The sequence below is a fragment of the Streptomyces sp. NBC_01320 genome, assembly GCF_035974375.1.
GTDB lineage: Bacteria > Actinomycetota > Actinomycetes > Streptomycetales > Streptomycetaceae > Streptomyces > Streptomyces yanii.
Map to the genome: position 1 here is coordinate 10873885 of NZ_CP108390.1, position 17741 is coordinate 10891625.

The window sequence follows — 17741 nt, forward strand, 5'->3', positions numbered from 1 at the left end:
GTGACGTACTGGCTGAACAGCGTTTTCACCGACCGGAACATGCGCTCGATGATCGCTTTGCGGGTGGGGGAGTGGTAGCAGGCGGGAGGCGCCGAGATGCCAAGTCCTTGCACTGCCCGCCGCACCCTGAGTCAACAGTCGGCGCGGCAGGCGACCAGTTCCCCGGTCGTGCCTCGTCGAGTCGTGCGCAGCGTGACCACCTTGTCGATGCGGTCCTGGTGCTCGGTGAACCGGAAGCTGGCACGGCCCACCTCGGCACCGTCGGCGGACTGGGAGCGGATCATGCAGTAGCCGCTGGTGGCGCTGTCCTTGCGGGCACGTACCGCCAAGTCCTCCCGCAGCGCCGGAACCAGCAGGGCCGCCGGGTCGGCAGGGGCCAGCTGGGACAGGACCTCGTCGAGGGTGGGCCGCCGGGACGGTGTCTTGTCCAGGCAGCGCTGCAGCACCGGGTGCAGGGCGTGGGGTACGCCGGACAGGTCGGGCTCCGCCGTCACGACGCGGTGCAGCGCCCCTTCGTCGCCCGTCCCGAAGGGGCCCTCCCCGCAGGCCGCGTACACGAGCAGCCCGGCCAGGGAGAAGACGTCTCCCTCCGGGCCGACGTCGTGGGACGAGGCTATCTGCTCGGGGGCCATGAAGGCGGGTGAGCCGATCACGGTGCCGGTGCCCGTCAGCCGGGTCTCGCCGAGGGCCTTGCTGATCCCGAAGTCGATGACGCGCGGCCCGTCGGCGGCGAGCAGTACGTTGCCGGGTTTGAGATCACGGTGCACCAGCCCGGCGCCGTGAATGGCCTGCAGCGCCTCGGTCAGCCCGGTCCCGAGCGCACGCAGCGCGGGCTCCTGGAACGAACCGCAGACCCGCACCGCCTGATCGAGCGTCGGCCCCGGGATGTACGCGGAGGCCACCCACGGCCGGTGTCGTTCGGTGTCCGCGTCCATAACGGGCACCGTGAACACCCCGCTGACCCTGCGCGCTGCCGCCACCTCCCGGCGGAAGCGGCTACGGAAGGCGGGATCGTCGGCGTACTCCTCCCGCACCTGCTTGACAGCGACGAGTCGTCCCGAGGTGGTCCGACACAGGGACACCACGCCCATCCCGCCGCCGCCGAGCGGACGCATCACCACGTACGGCCCGATGGTGGCGGGCAGCACGACGGTCATGTCCTCGGACCCCGGCCACGCCTCCGAGCCCGGCATCGGTGCTCCCACGCTTCCCAGCCCTGACCTGCCTCCCCTGCGTCCGAGCATGCGCTTCGGGGCGCGTGCCGCCCCTTCGGCGAGGGAAAGGACGTCCTGCCCCCGCACACCGGTTCCGCCGCGGAGGCCACGGTGACACGATGATCGCCCGAAGGGAACCGCACAGGCTGTGCGGTTCGACGAGGCTCACCGCTGGTTCACCAAGTGGCGCCGGGATCATGGTAGCTCGGAGGGTTTCTACGCCAACGAGCTTTCCAGGAGGCCCTGTTCCCGTGGCCCTGGTCGGCGGCAATCACCCGATCGAGACTCTCGTTCGACGGGCACCGCTCAAGATCGATAAGACAATGAGGCGTGCGCGGCGCTGCGTAGGTTGGCGCGGAAGGTACGCGGGGTGAACTCGCCTTCTGTGGCTGCGCAGTGATGTTGAGGAGAGTCCGCTCTTTGCGCCGTGTGGTTGGCGCGCGTAAGGGCGCGGGAGTTATCGGCTGATCCTGTGGGCGCCGGCGCAGCGAAGCCTGGCCCCCACTGAACCAACGCGCCGCTCAGTCTCTCTATGCAACAGCGGGCCGCACAAGATCAATAACCAAGAGGGAAAGCTACGCCACTGGCGAGAACAGCAAACGCAGCCGGCGTGCGCGTTCCAGATTTGGCGTCGACACGTGCACCTGAAATCCGGTGACCGGCTGGTGTCCGACGAGGGTGATCGGGAAGGACAGCGCACCACTCGGTGTCCACCGTTCCGTACTCGAACTGGGGAGTACTCCACGTGGCGCACAGCGCTCATGGTGAGTTGTCGGGTTCTAGACATGACCAGTTTCGGACAATCATCGCCCGTTCACTAATTGGCAGTCGGACTCACAGACTGGCGACGCCCGGGGTTCCCCCTACCGGGCACTCTCGAAAGGAACCCCCCCGTGAAGAAGACCCTGTCCATGGCGGCGAGCCTGGCCATCGCCACGACCTGTGCTCTCGGCATGACGCTTCCCGCGCACGCCGCCGACGCGACCGGGACCACGACCGTCACCAGTCGGTCGCTGCCGTCGTCCATCGACACCTCGGGAATGGACCCGCAGACCAAGGCCATCGTCGACAAGATCCAGGCCAAGCTGCCCGCTGACTGGGAGTCCCGCATCAGAGCAACCCGTGCGAAGTACGGCCTGAACGAGTCGCCGTGGAGCGAGATCCGCGACAGCGTGATCAACCCCGGCGACTACCAGTGCCAGCGGACCGAACTCACGACGTACACCAACTCTCTCCTCAAGGGCGTACACCCGGGTGTCCTCGGCAACCTCCAGTTCTACGGTGGCTTCGACTGGGCGGCCTACGACGCGCTGATTTCCGGCACGGAGTCGAAGTCGAACACCTTCGGCGTCAACGGCGAGTACACCCAGAAGCTCACCGCCGAGACGAAGAACCTCAAGCGCTTCTGGGACATCGACTCCGCGGGTATCCAACTGGTCCCCATGCACGGAACGGATGTCTTCTCCAGCCCCGAGCGGCTCGCCCACGTGCTCTCCGTGATGTACGGCAACCCGATCGAGGAGACCCCACGCGAATGGGCGGTCGGCCTGGCCGAGACGTTCATCGAACTGGTCGACTCGGAACCGGTCCTCCAGGGCGGTGCAAACCCGATCTTCACCTTCAACGCCTTCGCCTACAGTGAGAAGGGCGATCCGGAGCCCCTCGGCATCTCCGACCGGATCGTCATGGGTGACGGCATCCTGCAGGGCATGGCCGCGGTGGGGCTGGGCGATGTCGCACCGAAAGGCATCATGAGCCACGAGTTCGGTCACCATGTGCAGTTCCAGAAGAACCTCTTCGAGAGCGACCTGACTGGTCCGGAGGCCACCCGCCGCACCGAGCTCATGGCCGACGCGTTCGGGACGTACTACCTGACCCACGCCCGCGGCGAGTCGCTGAACGCCACCCGGCTCCTCGAGTCCGAGAAGTCGTTCTACCAGGTCGGCGACTGCAGCTTCACCAGCCGCGGCCACCACGGCACGCCGAACCAGCGGCTTGCCTCGTCCAGTTGGGCGGCGAGCGTGGCCAACGACGCGTCGAACCAGGGTCACATCCTGCCGTCGCTCAAGTTCGACGAGCTGTTCGAGGCCAAGCTCCCCGACCTGGTCAAGCCGGACGCCGGCTGACGGCAGCCGCCGCCCCCACCGCAGGTCGGTCATCGTCTGAGCGGCCGAAGACCCGCGCGGGCGGGCCGGATCACGCACCGGCCCGGCCCGCGTGCCCATCGCACGGGCCAGACCAGGGCCGTGGTTCAGAGCCAGCCACGGCGGCTGGCCTGGACACCGAGCTGGAACCGGGTCTGGGCGCCGAGCATCTCCTGCAGGCGGGCGATGCGTCGGGTGACGGTCCGCTCACTCACCCCGAGCTCACGGGCGATCGACTCGTCGGTGAGTCCGGCGCTGAGGTAGCTCAGGAGCTGCCGGTGACCATTCATCGGACTGGTCCCGCTCTCGACGGACTCGCCGGCAGGAGGGAGCGGAACGGCTATCCGCCAGTACGACTCGAAGACGCCGATCAGCCCGTCCAGGAGCCCCGACGGTTGGACGACGATGCTGTGGTGTCCTGTGCGGTCCGGCGCGGTGACACCCACCACGGCGAAGCGGTCGTCGCAGACCAGGACGTTCAGCGCGACGTCCGGGAAGACCCGCGCATGCTCCCCGCGGTCGACGCACTCGTGCGCCACCGCCAGTGCCTTGGGGTCCTGCAGGATGTTGGCGCTGTACACCACCCGGTAGGCGATCCCGCGGTCCAGCGCGTCCAAGATTCCGAGGCTGACCTCCGGCACACGACCGCCCCCGCCCACCGGCCCTATCGACAGCCCACGCACCTCCGCCACGGCCTCTTCGTGGACCCGTTGCTGGACCGCCATGTGTCCGTCGGAGGAGTCGACGACCTCGACATAGCTCGATCCCGAGGTGTGGTCGAGCCAGAACCGTGACAGGACCGTCGCGCTCTCGTAGGCGATCCGGGCTTCGCGTGCGCGTCGTTCGGCGACGGCCTCCAGCATCGCGCGAGGCGGCTGGGCGGTCAGCCTGTCGTCCGTGCGCGACACCAGACCGATGTCGCTGAGCTCGGTGACCCCGTGCTGGAGGCTTTCGAGGGGCGACCCGACCAGCGCCGACCGATCGGCGAGCTCGGCCAGGGTCTGCGGACCCCGTTCCACGAGCACGAGGTAGGCAGCCTCCGCTGTCGCGGAGAGGCCAAGAGCCTGCAGTGGGCGCATTTTAAGCATTTCCCCCAATTCGGCGGCGCTGTGCGGCACCGTCCGCTGACTCCATGTCTACGGTGATTGTCCGCCTGCCGAACATCGCCAGCGTAGCACCACGTGATCACGTGGAAGGGCGAGCGGAAAGGCGGGGACGCGAAAGCGGCCGCAGCTGTGGCGGCCGTGCGGCTGCCGACGCCGAAGACGTCCTTCAGAAAACCTGGTTGCGGTGAGAAGCCGTTGTCCTACCGAACTTGAGCGGTGAGTTTCCGCAGCTCAGGCATGAAGTCGCTCTCGGCGAGGCAGAGTCGTGCCGTTGGATCGTCTCGTCGGTGGAAGTGCCGGAATGCCGTCTGTGTTGGGCCTGCTGGAGCAGCGGGAGCTGGTTGCGCGCGAGCGCGTGGAAGCGCTTCGGGAGGAGGTGGACCGGGTCCTGGCCCGGCAGCGCGTCGGGCAGGTCATGTCCGCGCCGCAGGCGGTGGAGGCGGTCTCCGAGGCGGGCCAGGGAGGGGTGGGCCGGGTGATCCGTGCGTACAAGTTCCTGATGCGGCCCACCGTGGGCCGGCAGGGGCGTGCTCGCTGAGATGCTGCGTGACCACTGCTCGCTCTACAACGGCGCGTTGCAGCAACCCGGATCGCCCGCTCCGCCCGCCGCATCACCCTGCACCTACCACACAACTGGCCCTGGCAGCACGCCTGGACACACCTGTTCTCCACCGCCCACGGACCGGCCGACTGATACGAACAGCCCCTGCCCGCCCCGCCCGCAAGGGCCCGACCGGAACCGAACCATGGAAAAGCTGGGCAGACCAGCGGACACAACCTGCCCTCACCCGGCCACCCGACCCGAAACCGATCAAAAGACCACTCTCAAACCACATCGGTGGATCAAGGCTTAGCCGGCTCGATGCGCAGTCGCGTGAGGATGATGCCTGTGGTCAGGTGGGGGGTGCGAAGGAACGCTGGGAGACGACGATGGCCAATAATCGGATCGGGCTGGCCGAGCTTTTGGCCGCAGCCGAGGATGCGGCGCCGGTAGCGTCCTTGGACACAGTCGCGGACAACCTGCGGGACCGTTTCGGCGCGCAGTACGTGAGCTTCCTGTTCGTCGACGTCGTCGGCCGGCAGGTGGTGCGGGTCAGCGAGGAGGCCGCCCCGCAGCAGGGTCGACGCGCCGACCAGATCCCCCTGGCCGGCAGCATCTACGACAAGGTCCTGCGTACCCAGAAGCTGGTGCAGGGCCCGGACGGCGACGTGCAGCAGGTGGTCGCACCGGTCACCAACCGGGGTGACACGATCGGCGTGCTGGAACTGTTCCTTCCTCAGTCCACGCAGGAGGTGCTGGAGCAGGTCGAGGAGGCCGCGCACGCGCTGGCGTACATCATCGTCACCGACCGCCGCTTCACCGACCTCTATCACTGGGGCGAGCGCACCACCACGCTCAGCCTGGCCGCCGAGATCCAGCGCCAGCTCCTGCCCTCGGCCGCCTCCTGCGAGGCCGCTGAGTTCGCCCTTGCCTGCGCCCTGGTTCCGGCCGACACCATCGCAGGGGACACCTACGACTACAGCCTCGACCACGCCACCCTGCACCTGGCCGTCACCGACGCCATGGGCCACGACGTCGACGCCTCCCTCATCGCCTCCCTCCTGGTCAACGCCTCCCGCGGCGCCCGCCGCGCCGAGGCGGACCTTGCCGAACAAGCCCGCCAGACCAATCAGGCCCTTTTCGACCACGGCCGGGGCGCCTTCGCCACCGGCCAGCTCCTGCGCATCGCCCTGGACGGGTCCGGCGCACAGCTCGTCAACGCGGGCCACCCCTGGCCACTGCGCCTGCGCGATGGCACAGTCGACGAAGTACGCTTGGACGCCGACCTGCCCTTCGGCGTGCACGCACCCGGCCGCTACCGGGTCCAGAACCTCGACCTTGACCCAGGCGACCGCCTGGTGCTCTACACCGACGGCATGCAAGAACGCCTAGCGGAATCCGTCGACCTGCCCGACGTGATCCACAACACCGCTGGCGAACACCCCCGCGAGGTCGTCCGGACCCTGACCCAAGCGGTCACCGATGCCTGCCACGGACACCCGGTAGACGACGCCACCATCGTGTGCCTGGACTGGCACGGGCCCCAGCCCGCTGGCCGCCACGCCCAAGCCGGAGCCGACAGGTAAGCACTGCCGCGCCCCGTGCGGCCCGGCCGCGCACTCGGCGCCCGGGGTGCCCGATCGACGAAAGACCAGTCGGCGAACCTATGGGGCTGGGTCAGAGGCCCCCGAGGTAGTTCGCGCGTTCCTCGTCGTCGAGCTCGAAGGCGCCCTCAGGGATGATGCAGAACTTATTGCTCTCAAGGTCCGCCATCACCAGGAACCCCCCGTCGTCGTACAGTGGAGGCGGCCTCGGCCGCGAGGGAGTGCGGCAGCGGGCCAGTGCTACATGTCTTTCTTTCAGTGCCTGAAGGTGTCCTTGCCCTTCTCCACTGCCTGCTTCACTTTGCCTTTCATCTTTTGGGCCCTCCCCTTTCCCTCCAGGCTTTCGTTACCCACGGTCCGCCCGACCGTTTCCTTTGTTTTCCCCTCCGCGATTTTGCCAATATTCTTTGATTTCTTTCCGATACCCATGTCGTTCTCCCTGGGATCATTCAGGTGGTGGCAGCAGAGATCCGAGAGGTCCGAGATTCAAGTTGAGATCTCGCATGGAAAGGTCGTATCAAGAGCAGAGTTCAATTATACGACTGCGCAGAATCATCAAAGTTGCTCCGAGTCGCTCCTCCTGTTCCTCAGTGAGGTCTCCTGCGTCGACCCGCTGAAGGGCCTGGCGTTCCATGAGCTGTCGTAGCAGCTCGACGAGTGTGAGTACGAGTTTGATCAGGTCCCGTTCCACTGTGTCCGGACCGGTAGTGATCCGGTGGGGGCCTTCGCACCTCCGCACCGCCTCGGGGCAGGATGTCCTGCGGCACTGCGGGCAGCATGCGGAAGGGGCGGGCGGCGGCATCGGCGATCTCGTCCAGGCGGCTTCCGGGCGGACGGTCATCACCCGTTAGGGTCGTCTCCTTTGGGTGCTGAGATGGCATGCCACGGGGAAGGATTTTGTTCGCTGATGGAGACGATCAGCGCGCGCAGCGATATGCGTACGAGGTCGATATCGGCGATGGAGAGCACGACGTCACCAGTGAGGACCACGCCTCCGCTGAGCAACCGGTCCAGCAGGTCGATCAGTGCGATCTGCCGTTGCGGCAGTGGCTCCTCCAGCGGGGCCTCCGGCCTGCCCGCCGCCCTCACTGCGTGGCCCTCTTCAGCGGTTCGGCTTCGGCGAGGGTGGCGAAGGAGTACGGGGCCCACGGCCCGGTGACTTCGACGCGTACCCCGGGTAGTCCTTCTGCGGCCTGCATGACATCGGCGCGGAAGTCTTCGGCCTGTTGCAGCGGCACAAGGTAGGCGTCGTTGATGACGTTCTCTCCCGGCCCGCGGGCGAGTTCGCCTTGCTGAGGCCGGTGCTGGACGCGATCAACCGCATAAGCGCGGGCGGCGGCCTCGACCCGCTCGGCTGCCTGTTCGGCGCTCCGATAGGCGTCTTCGCGGGCGTGTCGCTGTGCTCTGCGCTGGCTGAGGTAGGCCCGCCCTGGGCTCAGACCCGCATCTGTGGATGGGCCTGCTGGCCTCTCGGACTCAGCGGCCGCTTCGACATAGATCTTGATGCCCCACTCCACCTGCGCTGCCAGGTCGGTCAGTCTGCCGGCAAACGCCTCGTGGCGGGCCCGGAGCATGAGTCGCACCCGCTCGTCGTCGAGGTATACCGTCGCCAGACGCAGTGGCAGGACGGCGGTGCGGGCGGCCAAGGCCTCGATCACCCGGTGATGGGCGCGGGCGACTGACTCCAGCCAGTCCAAGTCCTCAAGATGCGCTCGCAGCGCGGCTTCTTGGAAGTCTTGCTCGGGTACCGGACTCACGGCGACCACCACATCGTCGCTGTGTTGTACACGCACTAGATGCACCGGCGCCTCCGCCACTCCAGGGAGCCCGGACAGAGCTTTTTCCAGCGATCCGTCGGCGTCCCGTGCTACGGCGTACGCATAGGAGACCGTGGCGGTCATGGCTCGTCCCGCCTCTCGCTGCGGGGGCTGGGCTCTGTTCGTTTGGTGCGTGAGGTGCGCCGGGGAGCCGCAGCGCGGCTCTCCTTGTCCTTGACCCGTGGCAGCTCACGGTCCTCGCGCAGCGCCGTGATTTCAGCCTGCAGCCGTTTGTTCTCCTCGGCGAGTGAGCGGTAGCCGTCGTTGGCGCGTGACGACAGTGAGGGATCGTGTTCCCACCAGTCAATGCCCATTTCCTTCGCTGTGTCCACCGAAGCGATCAGCAGGCGCAGCTTGATGGTAAGTAGTTCGATGTCCATGAGGTTGATCTGGATATCGCCTGCGATGACGATGCCTTTGTCCAGGACGCGCTCCAGGATGTCGGCGAGATTGGCCGAGGAGCCCTGGCCATACGGGGCGGACTTGGACGGGAGGTCGCCCAGCCCCCTGGCGACGGGTTCGGTCACGGCCGCCGCACCTCAATTCCCTGGTGTCCCGGAGCTTTGACGGGAGCGCGTGGTAATGCGCCCGTTCCACCGTCTGCCGCGATCAGGTATCGACGCCCTGGACATGGGCCCTGATCTCGTCCAGCCGGTCCAGCAACTCGTCCTCGCGCCGGTCGAAGGTTTCCTCGTCGATGTCTCCCGCCACGAGCGCTCGCTCAAGTGCGGCGAGTTCCCGTTCGACGGGTGCCCGGTCGTAGTACTCGTTCTCCGCGGTCTCGACGACCCGCTCCATGACCCAGGCCACGCCGCGCACCGGCGCCAGCGGAAGAGTCGCGAGTTGAGTCAGCAGTCCCATGAGGACCCCTTAGACGAAGCTGTAGGCGGGCAGCGGGCCGACCAGTCGCAGGTCGAAGTCCTCGCCCAGTTCCTTGGCGATGTCCTGTTCCGCGCCGAGGAAGCTCTTCTCGTTGTCCCGCTCCACAAGGTAGGACACATTCAGGAAGTCGTTCCCGGTCGGCTGCGACGAGCGTTCTTCCCGCGCGAATCCGCGCAGCGCATCGAGGACTCCGACGGCGAGCCGATCCTGCCGCGCTTGCACTTCCTGGGAGACCAACTCTCCGAGGGCGAGCGGCAGTTCCGGGCTGCTGCGGCCGCTTCTGATTTCCTCGTTGAGCTCGCGCGCCTCGTCGGACTCCTGAAGGATCTGGCGCAACAGCGCATCCTCGTCCTGGGCGGCCTTCAGGTGGTATTCCACGCAGCCCTCCAGCGCCCGGAGGCGTTCGCTGAAATTATCCTTACCGTCCTCCAGGACCGCTCGTACAGCTTCGTCGTCCGTGGCGGTGAAGCCGAACTGCAGCGGCAAAACGGTGCCGTCGGCCATCAGCTGTTCTTGGACGGCCTGGTGCGCGCTGAGGTCTCGGCGTTTGGGACGCAGCTCCTCGGGCGCGTCGCTGACGACCGCGGACAGCATTTCGGTGCGCACCGTGCGTAGGGTCGCAGGCGGGTCCCCCACCCCGTGGCCTTCCAAGCGCTGCGGATGGGTGGCCCTGACAATGGAATACACGTATACGGCCATGGTTCACTCCTCGCGGCGTCGGGCGGCAGGCCGACGCCGCGGCCGCTCCCGCCTCTCCTCGGGCTCCTTGCGCCTCTTTTCTGACTGCTCGGCCTCGTCGTCGTCATGTCCTCCTTTCAGGGCATCGGTCAGCACGTCAGCGGCCCCACTCAGAGCACCCTTGGCTTTGCCATGCGCCCCGCCCTCGGTCACCTCGCCGACCAGGTCGGTCAGCTGAGACGGAGCCTTGCGGCCCTCCTCCAGGTCGAGGCGGTTGCACGCTTCCGCGAAGCGCAGGTATGTATCCACGCTCGCCACGACGATGCGGATATCGATCTTGAGAATCTCGATGCCCACCAAGGACACACGTACAAAGACATCGATCACCAGGCCGCGGTCCAGAATCAGCTCGAGGATGTCGTAAAGGCTCCCCGACCTTCCCCCGCCGGCCCTGGAAATGGTTCCTCCGCCCTGCGGCACCATAGTCATGGTGCCTCCTTTCAGCAGCTCACCCGTGGCTCCGGACGAGGCCGTTTCCGTTCGTCCGGCGAGCGGTGCAGCAGTGGTACTCCGGCCCTAGCCACGCGGGTCGATCTGGGCTCGGGTGTAGCGGCGGGTGCGCTCGTACGCCAGCAGTTCGCCTTCCTCGTCCAGCGTCACCCGGTAACTCGCCATCACGCTGGTAGTACTGGGGATACGCTCCAGCTCCAAGACTTCTACGTCCGCCTGCCAACCACCCTCCGTCGGCTTCAGCGCTGAGACGGATTCGGGTGCTCGCCCCAAAAGCTCCTGGAGCTGCTCAGCCGCATACCGCATGGCTCGCGGGGCCGAAACCCGACGGGCCGCACGCTTCGTTTCGCTTGTGCGGCTGCTGGCCCGTCCGGTGCTGGTTTTTCTGGCGGTCTTCTTGACGGGCTTCTTGCTGGACGGACGCTGGACGCGCCCTGTCTCGTCCTCTTCGCCTGCGGCCATGTTCCCGCTCCGGGATCGGAGACGACATGATGCCCCGCGTCACCTTCACGAGACGCCGTTCCATGATATACGGCCTGGGCTGACCGCATCTTGGAGCTCGCACATTGCTTCAGCGCCGGGCACAGCCTCCTAACTGCGTGCCGTAGCCTCCCCACTGGCTGTATAGCGCCATCGCTGCCGCATAAAAGACGCTGTGAGTGGTGGGGTGGTGGGCACGCCCGCAAGGAAGGAATCGCTTCCACTGAGGCCCTGGGCGCTGATGACGAACGCAAACGGCGATCAGTGTCATGTGCGTTTCGCAAGTGGTGGAACGCCGGTGTTCACTCTTGTTGACCTGCTTCTCCGACGGCCCACCGTCGGAGAAGCAGGTCATGGCAGGCGCACGTGTCCATTCCCTGAGCAGTTGCCCTTGCGGTGTACAGGGATCACAGTAAAAAAGCGAGGGCATGTGCGAGATCGGAGCACACCGTGATCATTCTCGGAATTATTTTGCTTGTCGTCGGGTTCGTGACCGGGATCTCCATCCTGTGGACAATCGGGATTGTTCTCGCGGTTATCGGGGTTGTCTTGTGGATCTTGGGGTCGCTGGGGCACGCGGTCGCTGGTCGAAGGCACTACTGGTAGCCCGGCAGAGTCTCGCCACTCAGCGACTTGTAGAGGTGTTTTCTGACCTTTGGTTGGAGGCCGCCGCAGTTTTCAGGTACTGCCGACTCCGAAACACTTCGAGCAGGCCTTCGAACTGGTCACCGAAGGCATAGTCCGTGACAACGTCGTCTGCGGCGACGACGACGTGGATGAGCATGTGCGGACGATCCGCGCCTATATGGAGGCCGACTTCGACGAGGTGTACGTCAACCAGATCGGACCGGATCGGCAGGGGTTCTTCGACCTCTACAGCACCAGCATCCTGCCTCAGCTTCGTGATGGCTGCAGACTGATTCATGACCTGACCGTCCCCCGCCACGACGTTCACAACGGGGCACTCAATGTCCCGGTCAAAGCGGAAACCGAGGAGCCATGGCTACAGAACGCCGGACTGTTGACGAGTCGTACTGGATCGCCACCACGCCGCGTACCGGCTATCCGCCAAACTGACGGCTGCGCACGCCTTGGTGTACGCGCAGTTGGAACCGATGCACGGCGCCAGCAGCGCCCGGCTGTACGCGCTATCACAACAGGACGCGCTCGACCGGACGGCCGCTCTCTGTATCGAACTGAACATCGACGCCGACCTGGAGTACGCACCCGCCTACACCTACACACGGGATCCGCAGCACATCGATGAGGTCAGGGACGAGGCATAGGCCGCACGGCTGGCAGGGCTCGACGCGTCCTTCGTGACCGACACGGAACTGCCCTTCGAGGTGGCCGGTGCAGTACGCGTGGCGGGGCGGTTGCACTTCCACCCGCGGAAGTTCCTGCTGTCTCTGGCTCAGAAGGTCGTCGCCGCAGGGGGGCGGATCTACGAGCGGACCCGGGTCACCGAACTCCACCTCAGGCGTCCTGCGGGTACCAGCGCAGTTCCACGGTGTTGCCGTCCGGGTCCTGCACATAGAGGGAGGCCGCAGTGCCCTGGGCGCCGAAGCGCTCGCCAGGACCGTCCAGCACCGTGAAGACGTCGGAATCGATGACCTGCTGCCAGTCGAGCGGCTCGACCACCAGGCAGATGTGGTCGACGTTGGAGCCCTCCGGCCGCTCGGTGGGCGCCTCGACGAGGTCGATGATGGTGGTGGGGCTCACCCTCACGGACGGGAAGGAGACCTTGCCGGCCCGCCACTCCTTCACCCGCACCGGTTGCAGCCCCAGCGGGCCGGTGTAGAAGGCGAGCGAGCGCTCGATGTCGGCGACGTTCAGGACGAGGTGGTCGAAGGCAATCACGTGCATGGATGTCTCCGCAGGGTCGGGTCGGCCGGGGCACCAGTGGTGGTACGACGGGGCCGGCGGCTCCGGGCCTCGCCGGTCCGGGGCGGTGGCTGTTCGCTGACTGCCGTGGCCTGCCCTTAACTTCAGCATCGCCGAGCAGGCATCCATTGGTCCAACGCATGTTTGTCATCTGATCCATCGTGTTTCACGATGGATCAATGGAGATTTCCAGCAGATGCGCTACGTCCTCGCGGTAGCGGAGACTGCGAGCTTCACCCACGCCGCCGAGCGGTGCCACGTCGTCCAGTCCGCGCTCAGCCACCAAGTGGCCCGGCTGGAGAAGGAACTGGGTGCCCGGCTGTTCGAGCGGACCAGCCGCTGGGTGCGGCTGAGCGGGCCAGGGCGGAGGTGGCGGCGGCCACCGGCGAGATGCGGGGCGATCTGATCGTCGGATCGATTCGCATTGCTGCGCGGACATACGTACGTGACGTTGCTTGTGGGCCTCGAAGCCCGGTGATCGATCGATGTACTGCCCGGCAGGGAATCCGTGCCAGAGCCCGCTGGCTTGCCGACCATCCTGAGGTGGAGGTCATCTCCCACGACCGTCGTTCCACCTACGCCGTGGCCGCACGCGCGGCGGCACCGCAGGCCGTCCAGGTCGCGGACGCCTGGCATCTGTGGAACACCTCGGACAGTAGCTGTGGAGAAGACCGTGCCAGGACACTGCAAATGCGTTCGGTCCGCGTTCGCCGATACGGGCCCGCCTCTTCCGAAGCGGAGCCACCTTTGGCCTCGGACGGAACCAAGGACGTCAACGGCTGTCCGCGCCGCATCGTCGCCGGTATTCGCGAACGGCGCCAGGCCGTGCACGAACTCCTCTCCCATGGATGCCCGTTGCGTGGAATCAGCCGGGATTTGCAGCTCGACTACTACACGGTCCGACGCCATGCCAGAACGCCAGATGTCGACGATCTGCTGGTCAAGGTCACCTCCCGCCGGACGCTGCTGGACGACTTCAAGCCGTACGTCTACAAGCGGTTCGCTGAGGGCTGTCACAACGCCGGCCAGCCAAATCTTCCGTGAAGTCCGCGACCAGGGTTTTCGAGCCGATCTCAGTGTCGTCAGCCGGTACATCCGTCTGCTCCGGCAGTCCGCAGTCCCGCCCCCGCCGCACCGGCCGATGCGCAAGCCGCGCAAAGTCCTGCGGTGGATCACGACCCATCTGGACAGACTGCGACCCGACAAGATTGGTGGTCTGCGGCCCCGAATCGGGGTAGACCCCCTGCCTGAAGTCGACGTCAGTCACGGCGTCACCTCTGTCGCCTTTGCTCCCTGGAGGGGGTTACGTCCTCTTCCTCTCCTTCTTCCCCTTCTTCTTCCTCGTATTCGCCTTCTTCTTCGTCCTCGTCCTCAGGTTCGTCCTCGTAGTCTTCGTCTTCGTCTTCGCCCTCAGGTTCGTCCTCGCCCTCGCCCTCGTCCTCGTCCTCGTCCTCGCCCTCGTCCTCGTCCTCGCCCTCGTCCTCGCCCTCGTAGTCTTCGTCCTCGGGCTCGTAGTCCTCGGGCTCTTCCTTGTAGTCCTCGTCCTCGGACTCCTCGCCTTGTGCGTCCTCCCGTTCGGCGGCCTCTTCTTCTTCCATGGCGTCTTCGTGGGACACGACGACTTCACCGTCCCGGATTTCACCGCGCCAGCCCTCGGGCTCTTCCTGGGCGAGGGAGACGTATCGCTGAAAGTGCTTGAAGTCGAGTCGCATTCGGCGCCCTTGGGCGCGCCACAGGTTGCCCGTCTTCTCGAAGAACCCGGACGGGTAGTACTCCACGACCAGGACGATTCGAGTCAGGCTAGGTGCCAGCTCATGGAAGCTAACCGCACCACGGGTACTTCCCTTGGCTCCCTCGGACGTCCAAACGATGCGGTCGTCGGGAATCTGTTCCTGGACAGTCGCTTTGAAGCTGCGCGAGGAAGGGCCGACTTTGACCTTCCAGTTGCTGGACATCTCATCGGTCTTCGAGACGTCGCGAACGCCCTTCGCGAAGCTGCTGAAATGGTCATACAGCGTCCAGTGGTCGTACGCGACACGCAGGGGCACTCCCACATCGAGAACCTCGATGATGTTCATGACCTTGCCGCCGCTCGACTTGCGTTTCCCCTTTCCGCCGCCGAACGCTTCCTTGACCTTCCCCACGACTTTGTCCTTGACGCCCTTGGCTTTCTCCCCGACGAATGCCTTCAGCGGGGAGTCGCCCTGGAGAATACGGGAGCCGATCGCGGGAAGCGACCCACTCTCGGCCACATCAGTGAGCTGCCCAGTGACATCGGCCAGTTTGTCGCCCGCCTTCTCGGCGAGCCTCTCCACCTGTGCACTGAGGAATTTGGACGCCTCTTCGCGAAGCCGGTCCGCACCCGACATTTGTGCCGTGGGCTGGTCTGTTCCCGTGCTGGTCATGACTGGCTACCTCCGACGATCGGCGCGCTTGGACGCTGCTTGCTTCGTCGACGTCGTCTTCCGGGCGGCGGACTTCTTGGCCGGAGCTGTTTTCTTCGCAGCCGTCTTCTTTGGCGGGGCCGTCTTCCGGGCGGCGGACTTTTTGGCCGGAGCTGTTTTCTTCGCAGCCGTCTTCTTTGGCGGGGCCGTCTTCCGGGCGGCGGACTTTTTGGCCGGAGCTGTTTTCTTCGCAGCCGTCTTCTTTGGCGGGGCCGTCTTCCGGGCGGCAGACTTCTTGGCCGTCCGAGGCTCCTCTCCGTGGGCAGGAGCGGCCTTCTTGCGTGCCGCGCCCCCTCTGGGCTCGGCGCGACTGCGGCGCCGCTTCGGCAGCCTCTCTTCCGGCTCTTCCTCTTCCCCTTCCTCGTATCCCTCTTCCGGCTGTTCCTCCTCCTCTTCCTCCTCTTCCTCAGCCTGGCCCTCTTCGTACTCGGCCTCCGGCTCTTCCTCTTCCTCTTCCGGTTCCTCCTCTTCCTCGTACTCCGCGCCTCCCTCTTCCGGCTGTTCCTCCTCCTCCTCCTCCTCCTCCTCCTCCTCCTCAGCCTGCTTCTCACCGAGCCGGGCCGTGCGGTCGCTGATGGCGTCAGCCAGCGAACTCATGCCCCGGTCGGCGGCGGCAGCCACGGCCTTACGGCCTGCTTCGAAGACTTCCCCTTTCAGCTGCTCCTGCAGCTCGGCGAACTGGGGAATCTCTCCGAGTCTGCGCATCCCTTCGGCGGCAAGCTGTCGGGGTTCAAGGCCGAATCGTCTCCCTGCCAGATACGTCGCAATTGTCAGCGCCAGCCGGCCCTTCTTCGTCCGGCCCAGCACATAGCCGCCCACTACTGCGGCCGCGAGGGTCACCTTGACTGTGTCATCCATGAGTGCGTCACCTTCGACTGTTCGGTGCGGCGCCGACCTGTGCAGCATGCAGTCGGTCGAGCAGCCTTCCCTCTTCCCGGTTCGAACTCCTCCGTGCTGATATCTCCGTCTTCAAGCTCCCGGTTCAATACAGCCAGCTGGGCACGGAACACTCCTGGGTCGTGCAGTTCGTGCTCGGCAGCGTCGTTGAGCTTCTCCGCCACCCAGATCACTGCGCGGACCGGTGCGTTGGGGGAGCGTGAGTAGTCCCGTGATCAGTCCCAATGTCAGACTCCGGCGGCCTGCACGTGAGTGCCTGCAGCAGCGGCGAAGTTGCAACAGGGCAGCGGGGCCGCAAGACGCAGCTGGACGTGTTCGCGGTGCGCGCTTCCCAACCGCTTCGCCGCGCTTCGGAAGTCGTCGTCTTCGCCACGCGGCTGTCGTCGAAGTTTTCCCGCCGCGTGGCCGACGTTCTTCTGCCATGCATCCAAGTCTGATCGGTATCGGGCGCCTCGCACCTTGAGGAGCTGTCGGGCGCACCAGCCAGGGTGGGCGACTGCTTTGGTGATCGATGTTTTGGCGGTGTAGCGGACGACGGTGCACGAGCCCGTCCCTTTCATGGCTGCGGGGTCCAGGTGCCGGTCGTGCGGTCACGCTGTTGGCCGGGTTCACGAAGGGCTGTTCCACGGCTGTGGTCGTGGCGTGTGCGAGTCCACGCCGGGCAAGGGCGAGACGCTCCGTGTCACTGCGGCGCGCGACGTTGCAGCCAGGAACTCATCGCCACCCGGCGGTCGAGCGCTCCACCCGCTATCTGATGCTCGTACATCTGCCGCGCGGCCACAGCGCCCTGGCCACCCGCAACGCTCTCGCGGCGACCGTCCAATCCCTTCCGCCGCACCTGTGGCTTTCCCTGACCTGGGACCAGGGCGTGGAGGTGGTGGCCGCCGACCTCAACAGCGACCACGAAAGAGGCTCGGCTGGGAAGCCCCAGCCGAGCGTCTCGCTGAAGCTACTGGACTCAGCCAGCTGACCAGCAGTGTTGCGACGACCTCTCGAATCCGCCGGCCACCGGGCATCGGTGGGAAGACGAACTGTTGGGGCTGGTCCTCTCGTCCTGTCGCTCACCCCGTGTCCTGGGGCATTCCTTCGACGACTTCCGCAAGTCGCCGCAGCATGCTGCGGTGCCGGATCTGCGCAAAGGCGTCGAGAACTGTGTTGTGGAGCCTCCCTCCCAGTCCGCGCAGCGGATGCTCGTCGAGAATGACCAGAGTCTTGTCGCCCCACGGCCGGACATCGAAGGCGATCCGTGCCGTACCCAACGGCCCTGCGTGCGCTTCGAGTTCCAGCGCGCGCGGCGCGTCGAGGCGACGGACCGTCGTGCGTCCGTGGAACTGCTTCGGCCCCACACGCACCGTGTATTTGATCGACGATCCGACTTCCGGCCAACGCCCATCGCCCGGGCCGGAGTCGAAGGTCCCCACCACCCAGTCCGTGTAACGGCTCTCGTCCTCCAGAACCGCCCAGAGTACGGACGGTTCCCGGGCGATGAGCTGATGACGTACAGCCATGTGTGCTCCCATCCGGGACGCTGAACTTCCGA

The 17741-nt window shown here is 66.0% G+C and carries 22 protein-coding genes and 4 pseudogenes; 10 read left to right on the forward strand and 16 right to left on the reverse strand.

Going from position 1 to position 17741, the window contains the following annotated elements:
- Nucleotides 1-131: 131 nt before the first annotated feature.
- Entirely contained in the window at nt 132-1193 is a 1062-nt protein-coding gene (locus OG395_RS49735) for a DUF4307 domain-containing protein (RefSeq protein ID WP_327248794.1), read from the reverse strand.
- Nucleotides 1194-2107: 914 nt separating this feature from the next.
- Between OG395_RS49735 and OG395_RS49740 the strand changes: the two genes are divergently transcribed.
- Nucleotides 2108-3340, forward strand: coding sequence for a hypothetical protein (locus OG395_RS49740; protein WP_327248795.1), 1233 nt, complete (start codon nt 2108-2110; stop codon nt 3338-3340).
- Between the two features lie 125 nt (nt 3341-3465).
- Here the strand turns inward: OG395_RS49740 and OG395_RS49745 are convergent, their stop codons facing one another.
- Nucleotides 3466-4437 (reverse strand): helix-turn-helix transcriptional regulator, encoded by a 972-nt coding sequence (locus OG395_RS49745; protein WP_327248796.1) that lies wholly within the window; start codon nt 4435-4437, stop codon nt 3466-3468.
- Nucleotides 4438-4765: 328 nt separating this feature from the next.
- On the opposite strand from OG395_RS49745, the gene OG395_RS49750 reads away from it, so the two are divergent.
- Nucleotides 4766-5002, forward strand: a complete 237-nt coding sequence (locus OG395_RS49750; RefSeq protein ID WP_327248797.1) for a hypothetical protein — start codon at nt 4766-4768, stop codon at nt 5000-5002.
- A 392-nt stretch (nt 5003-5394) separates the two neighbouring features.
- On the forward strand, nt 5395-6591 hold the full coding sequence (locus tag OG395_RS49755; RefSeq protein ID WP_327248798.1) for a PP2C family protein-serine/threonine phosphatase: 1197 nt from the start codon (nt 5395-5397) through the stop codon (nt 6589-6591).
- A gap of 273 nt (nt 6592-6864) precedes the next feature.
- Here the strand turns inward: OG395_RS49755 and OG395_RS49760 are convergent, their stop codons facing one another.
- From OG395_RS49760 to OG395_RS49800, 9 genes and pseudogenes are all read right to left on the reverse strand, one after another.
- On the reverse strand, nt 6865-7038 hold the full coding sequence (locus OG395_RS49760; protein ID WP_326791301.1) for a CsbD family protein: 174 nt from the start codon (nt 7036-7038) through the stop codon (nt 6865-6867).
- 16 nt (nt 7039-7054) lie between these two features.
- Nucleotides 7055-7490, reverse strand: a pseudogene (locus OG395_RS49765) (gas vesicle protein K).
- The gene (locus OG395_RS49770; RefSeq protein WP_327248799.1) at nt 7450-7698 is read right to left on the reverse strand and encodes a gas vesicle protein; all 249 of its coding nucleotides are present in this window, start codon (nt 7696-7698) and stop codon (nt 7450-7452) included. The pseudogene OG395_RS49765 and the gene OG395_RS49770 overlap by 41 nt, the downstream one beginning before the upstream one ends.
- Complete coding sequence (locus OG395_RS49775; RefSeq protein ID WP_327248800.1) at nt 7695-8510, reverse strand: GvpL/GvpF family gas vesicle protein; 816 nt, start codon at nt 8508-8510, stop codon at nt 7695-7697. The genes OG395_RS49770 and OG395_RS49775 overlap by 4 nt, the downstream gene beginning before the upstream one ends.
- Nucleotides 8507-8953, reverse strand: a complete 447-nt coding sequence (locus OG395_RS49780; protein ID WP_327248801.1) for a gas vesicle protein — start codon at nt 8951-8953, stop codon at nt 8507-8509. Before OG395_RS49780 ends, OG395_RS49775 begins: the two co-directional genes overlap by 4 nt.
- Before the next feature lie 82 nt (nt 8954-9035).
- Nucleotides 9036-9287, reverse strand: coding sequence for a gas vesicle protein GvpG (locus tag OG395_RS49785; protein WP_326791297.1), 252 nt, complete (start codon nt 9285-9287; stop codon nt 9036-9038).
- A gap of 9 nt (nt 9288-9296) precedes the next feature.
- Nucleotides 9297-10007 (reverse strand): GvpL/GvpF family gas vesicle protein, encoded by a 711-nt coding sequence (locus OG395_RS49790; RefSeq protein WP_327248802.1) that lies wholly within the window; start codon nt 10005-10007, stop codon nt 9297-9299.
- Nucleotides 10008-10010: 3 nt separating this feature from the next.
- Nucleotides 10011-10475 carry a gas vesicle structural protein GvpA gene (locus OG395_RS49795; RefSeq protein ID WP_327248803.1) on the reverse strand — a complete coding sequence of 155 codons (465 nt, stop codon included), beginning with the start codon at nt 10473-10475 and terminating at the stop codon, nt 10011-10013.
- 87 nt (nt 10476-10562) lie between these two features.
- Complete coding sequence (locus tag OG395_RS49800; protein WP_327248804.1) at nt 10563-10958, reverse strand: gas vesicle protein GvpO; 396 nt, start codon at nt 10956-10958, stop codon at nt 10563-10565.
- 468 nt (nt 10959-11426) lie between these two features.
- Here OG395_RS49800 and OG395_RS49805 point away from each other — a divergent pair, with 468 nt between their 5' ends.
- The 4 genes and pseudogenes from OG395_RS49805 (at nt 11427) to OG395_RS49820 (ending at nt 12571) form a co-directional block, all read left to right on the forward strand.
- Entirely contained in the window at nt 11427-11582 is a 156-nt protein-coding gene (locus tag OG395_RS49805) for a DUF6131 family protein (protein WP_229846355.1), read from the forward strand.
- 73 nt (nt 11583-11655) lie between these two features.
- Nucleotides 11656-11886 (forward strand): annotated as a pseudogene (locus OG395_RS49810) (LLM class F420-dependent oxidoreductase); the annotation flags it as partial.
- A 205-nt stretch (nt 11887-12091) separates the two neighbouring features.
- A complete protein-coding gene (locus tag OG395_RS49815) occupies nt 12092-12262 on the forward strand; it encodes a hypothetical protein (protein WP_327249785.1) in 171 nt (56 codons plus the stop codon).
- A gap of 60 nt (nt 12263-12322) precedes the next feature.
- Nucleotides 12323-12571 (forward strand): FAD-dependent oxidoreductase, encoded by a 249-nt coding sequence (locus OG395_RS49820; RefSeq protein WP_327249712.1) that lies wholly within the window; start codon nt 12323-12325, stop codon nt 12569-12571.
- Here the strand turns inward: OG395_RS49820 and OG395_RS49825 are convergent.
- Nucleotides 12453-12842 carry a VOC family protein gene (locus OG395_RS49825; protein WP_327248805.1) on the reverse strand — a complete coding sequence of 130 codons (390 nt, stop codon included), beginning with the start codon at nt 12840-12842 and terminating at the stop codon, nt 12453-12455. The two genes, OG395_RS49820 and OG395_RS49825, sit on opposite strands and share 119 nt — an antisense overlap.
- Nucleotides 12843-13039: 197 nt before the next feature.
- On the opposite strand from OG395_RS49825, the pseudogene OG395_RS49830 reads away from it, so the two are divergent.
- Both OG395_RS49830 and OG395_RS49835 read left to right on the forward strand, forming a co-directional pair.
- Nucleotides 13040-13292: pseudogene (locus OG395_RS49830) on the forward strand (LysR family transcriptional regulator); the annotation flags it as partial.
- A gap of 111 nt (nt 13293-13403) precedes the next feature.
- Nucleotides 13404-13904 carry a hypothetical protein gene (locus OG395_RS49835; RefSeq protein WP_327249786.1) on the forward strand — a complete coding sequence of 167 codons (501 nt, stop codon included), beginning with the start codon at nt 13404-13406 and terminating at the stop codon, nt 13902-13904.
- 227 nt (nt 13905-14131) lie between these two features.
- Here OG395_RS49835 and OG395_RS49840 read toward each other — a convergent pair whose 3' ends face one another.
- The 3 genes from OG395_RS49840 to OG395_RS49850 are packed head-to-tail and all read right to left on the reverse strand — an operon-like array spanning nt 14132 to nt 16374.
- Nucleotides 14132-15265, reverse strand: coding sequence for an SRPBCC family protein (locus tag OG395_RS49840; protein WP_327248806.1), 1134 nt, complete (start codon nt 15263-15265; stop codon nt 14132-14134).
- A gap of 6 nt (nt 15266-15271) precedes the next feature.
- Nucleotides 15272-16162, reverse strand: a complete 891-nt coding sequence (locus OG395_RS49845) for a histone protein (RefSeq protein WP_327248807.1) — start codon at nt 16160-16162, stop codon at nt 15272-15274.
- Entirely contained in the window at nt 16141-16374 is a 234-nt protein-coding gene (locus OG395_RS49850) for a gas vesicle protein GvpG (RefSeq protein WP_442818700.1), read from the reverse strand. Before OG395_RS49850 ends, OG395_RS49845 begins: the two co-directional genes overlap by 22 nt.
- 557 nt (nt 16375-16931) lie before the next feature.
- On the opposite strand from OG395_RS49850, the pseudogene OG395_RS49855 reads away from it, so the two are divergent.
- Nucleotides 16932-17149 (forward strand): annotated as a pseudogene (locus OG395_RS49855) (IS30 family transposase); the annotation flags it as partial.
- Between the two features lie 113 nt (nt 17150-17262).
- Here OG395_RS49855 and OG395_RS49860 read toward each other — a convergent pair.
- Nucleotides 17263-17709, reverse strand: coding sequence for an SRPBCC family protein (locus tag OG395_RS49860; RefSeq protein ID WP_327248808.1), 447 nt, complete (start codon nt 17707-17709; stop codon nt 17263-17265).
- Between the last annotated feature and the right edge of the window lie 32 nt (nt 17710-17741).

Bases quoted from the DNA above. Each gene is read 5' to 3' on its own strand.
- OG395_RS49760 (WP_326791301.1), bottom strand. From the start codon at position 7,038: ATGGGTATCGGAAAGAAATCAAAGAATATTGGCAAAATCGCGGAGGGG.
- OG395_RS49800 (WP_327248804.1), bottom strand. From the start codon at position 10,958: ATGGCCGCAGGCGAAGAGGACGAGACAGGGCGCGTCCAGCGTCCGTCC.
- OG395_RS49840 (WP_327248806.1), bottom strand. From the start codon at position 15,265: ATGACCAGCACGGGAACAGACCAGCCCACGGCACAAATGTCGGGTGCG.
- OG395_RS49745 (WP_327248796.1), bottom strand. From the start codon at position 4,437: ATGCGCCCACTGCAGGCTCTTGGCCTCTCCGCGACAGCGGAGGCTGCC.
- OG395_RS49735 (WP_327248794.1), bottom strand. From the start codon at position 1,193: ATGCCGGGCTCGGAGGCGTGGCCGGGGTCCGAGGACATGACCGTCGTG.
- OG395_RS49825 (WP_327248805.1), bottom strand. From the start codon at position 12,842: ATGCACGTGATTGCCTTCGACCACCTCGTCCTGAACGTCGCCGACATC.
- OG395_RS49860 (WP_327248808.1), bottom strand. From the start codon at position 17,709: ATGGCTGTACGTCATCAGCTCATCGCCCGGGAACCGTCCGTACTCTGG.
- OG395_RS49815 (WP_327249785.1), top strand. From the start codon at position 12,092: ATGCACGGCGCCAGCAGCGCCCGGCTGTACGCGCTATCACAACAGGAC.
- OG395_RS49790 (WP_327248802.1), bottom strand. From the start codon at position 10,007: ATGGCCGTATACGTGTATTCCATTGTCAGGGCCACCCATCCGCAGCGC.
- OG395_RS49785 (WP_326791297.1), bottom strand. From the start codon at position 9,287: ATGGGACTGCTGACTCAACTCGCGACTCTTCCGCTGGCGCCGGTGCGC.
- OG395_RS49775 (WP_327248800.1), bottom strand. From the start codon at position 8,510: ATGACCGCCACGGTCTCCTATGCGTACGCCGTAGCACGGGACGCCGAC.
- OG395_RS49845 (WP_327248807.1), bottom strand. From the start codon at position 16,162: ATGGATGACACAGTCAAGGTGACCCTCGCGGCCGCAGTAGTGGGCGGC.
- OG395_RS49755 (WP_327248798.1), top strand. From the start codon at position 5,395: ATGGCCAATAATCGGATCGGGCTGGCCGAGCTTTTGGCCGCAGCCGAG.
- OG395_RS49795 (WP_327248803.1), bottom strand. From the start codon at position 10,475: ATGACTATGGTGCCGCAGGGCGGAGGAACCATTTCCAGGGCCGGCGGG.
- OG395_RS49750 (WP_327248797.1), top strand. From the start codon at position 4,766: ATGCCGTCTGTGTTGGGCCTGCTGGAGCAGCGGGAGCTGGTTGCGCGC.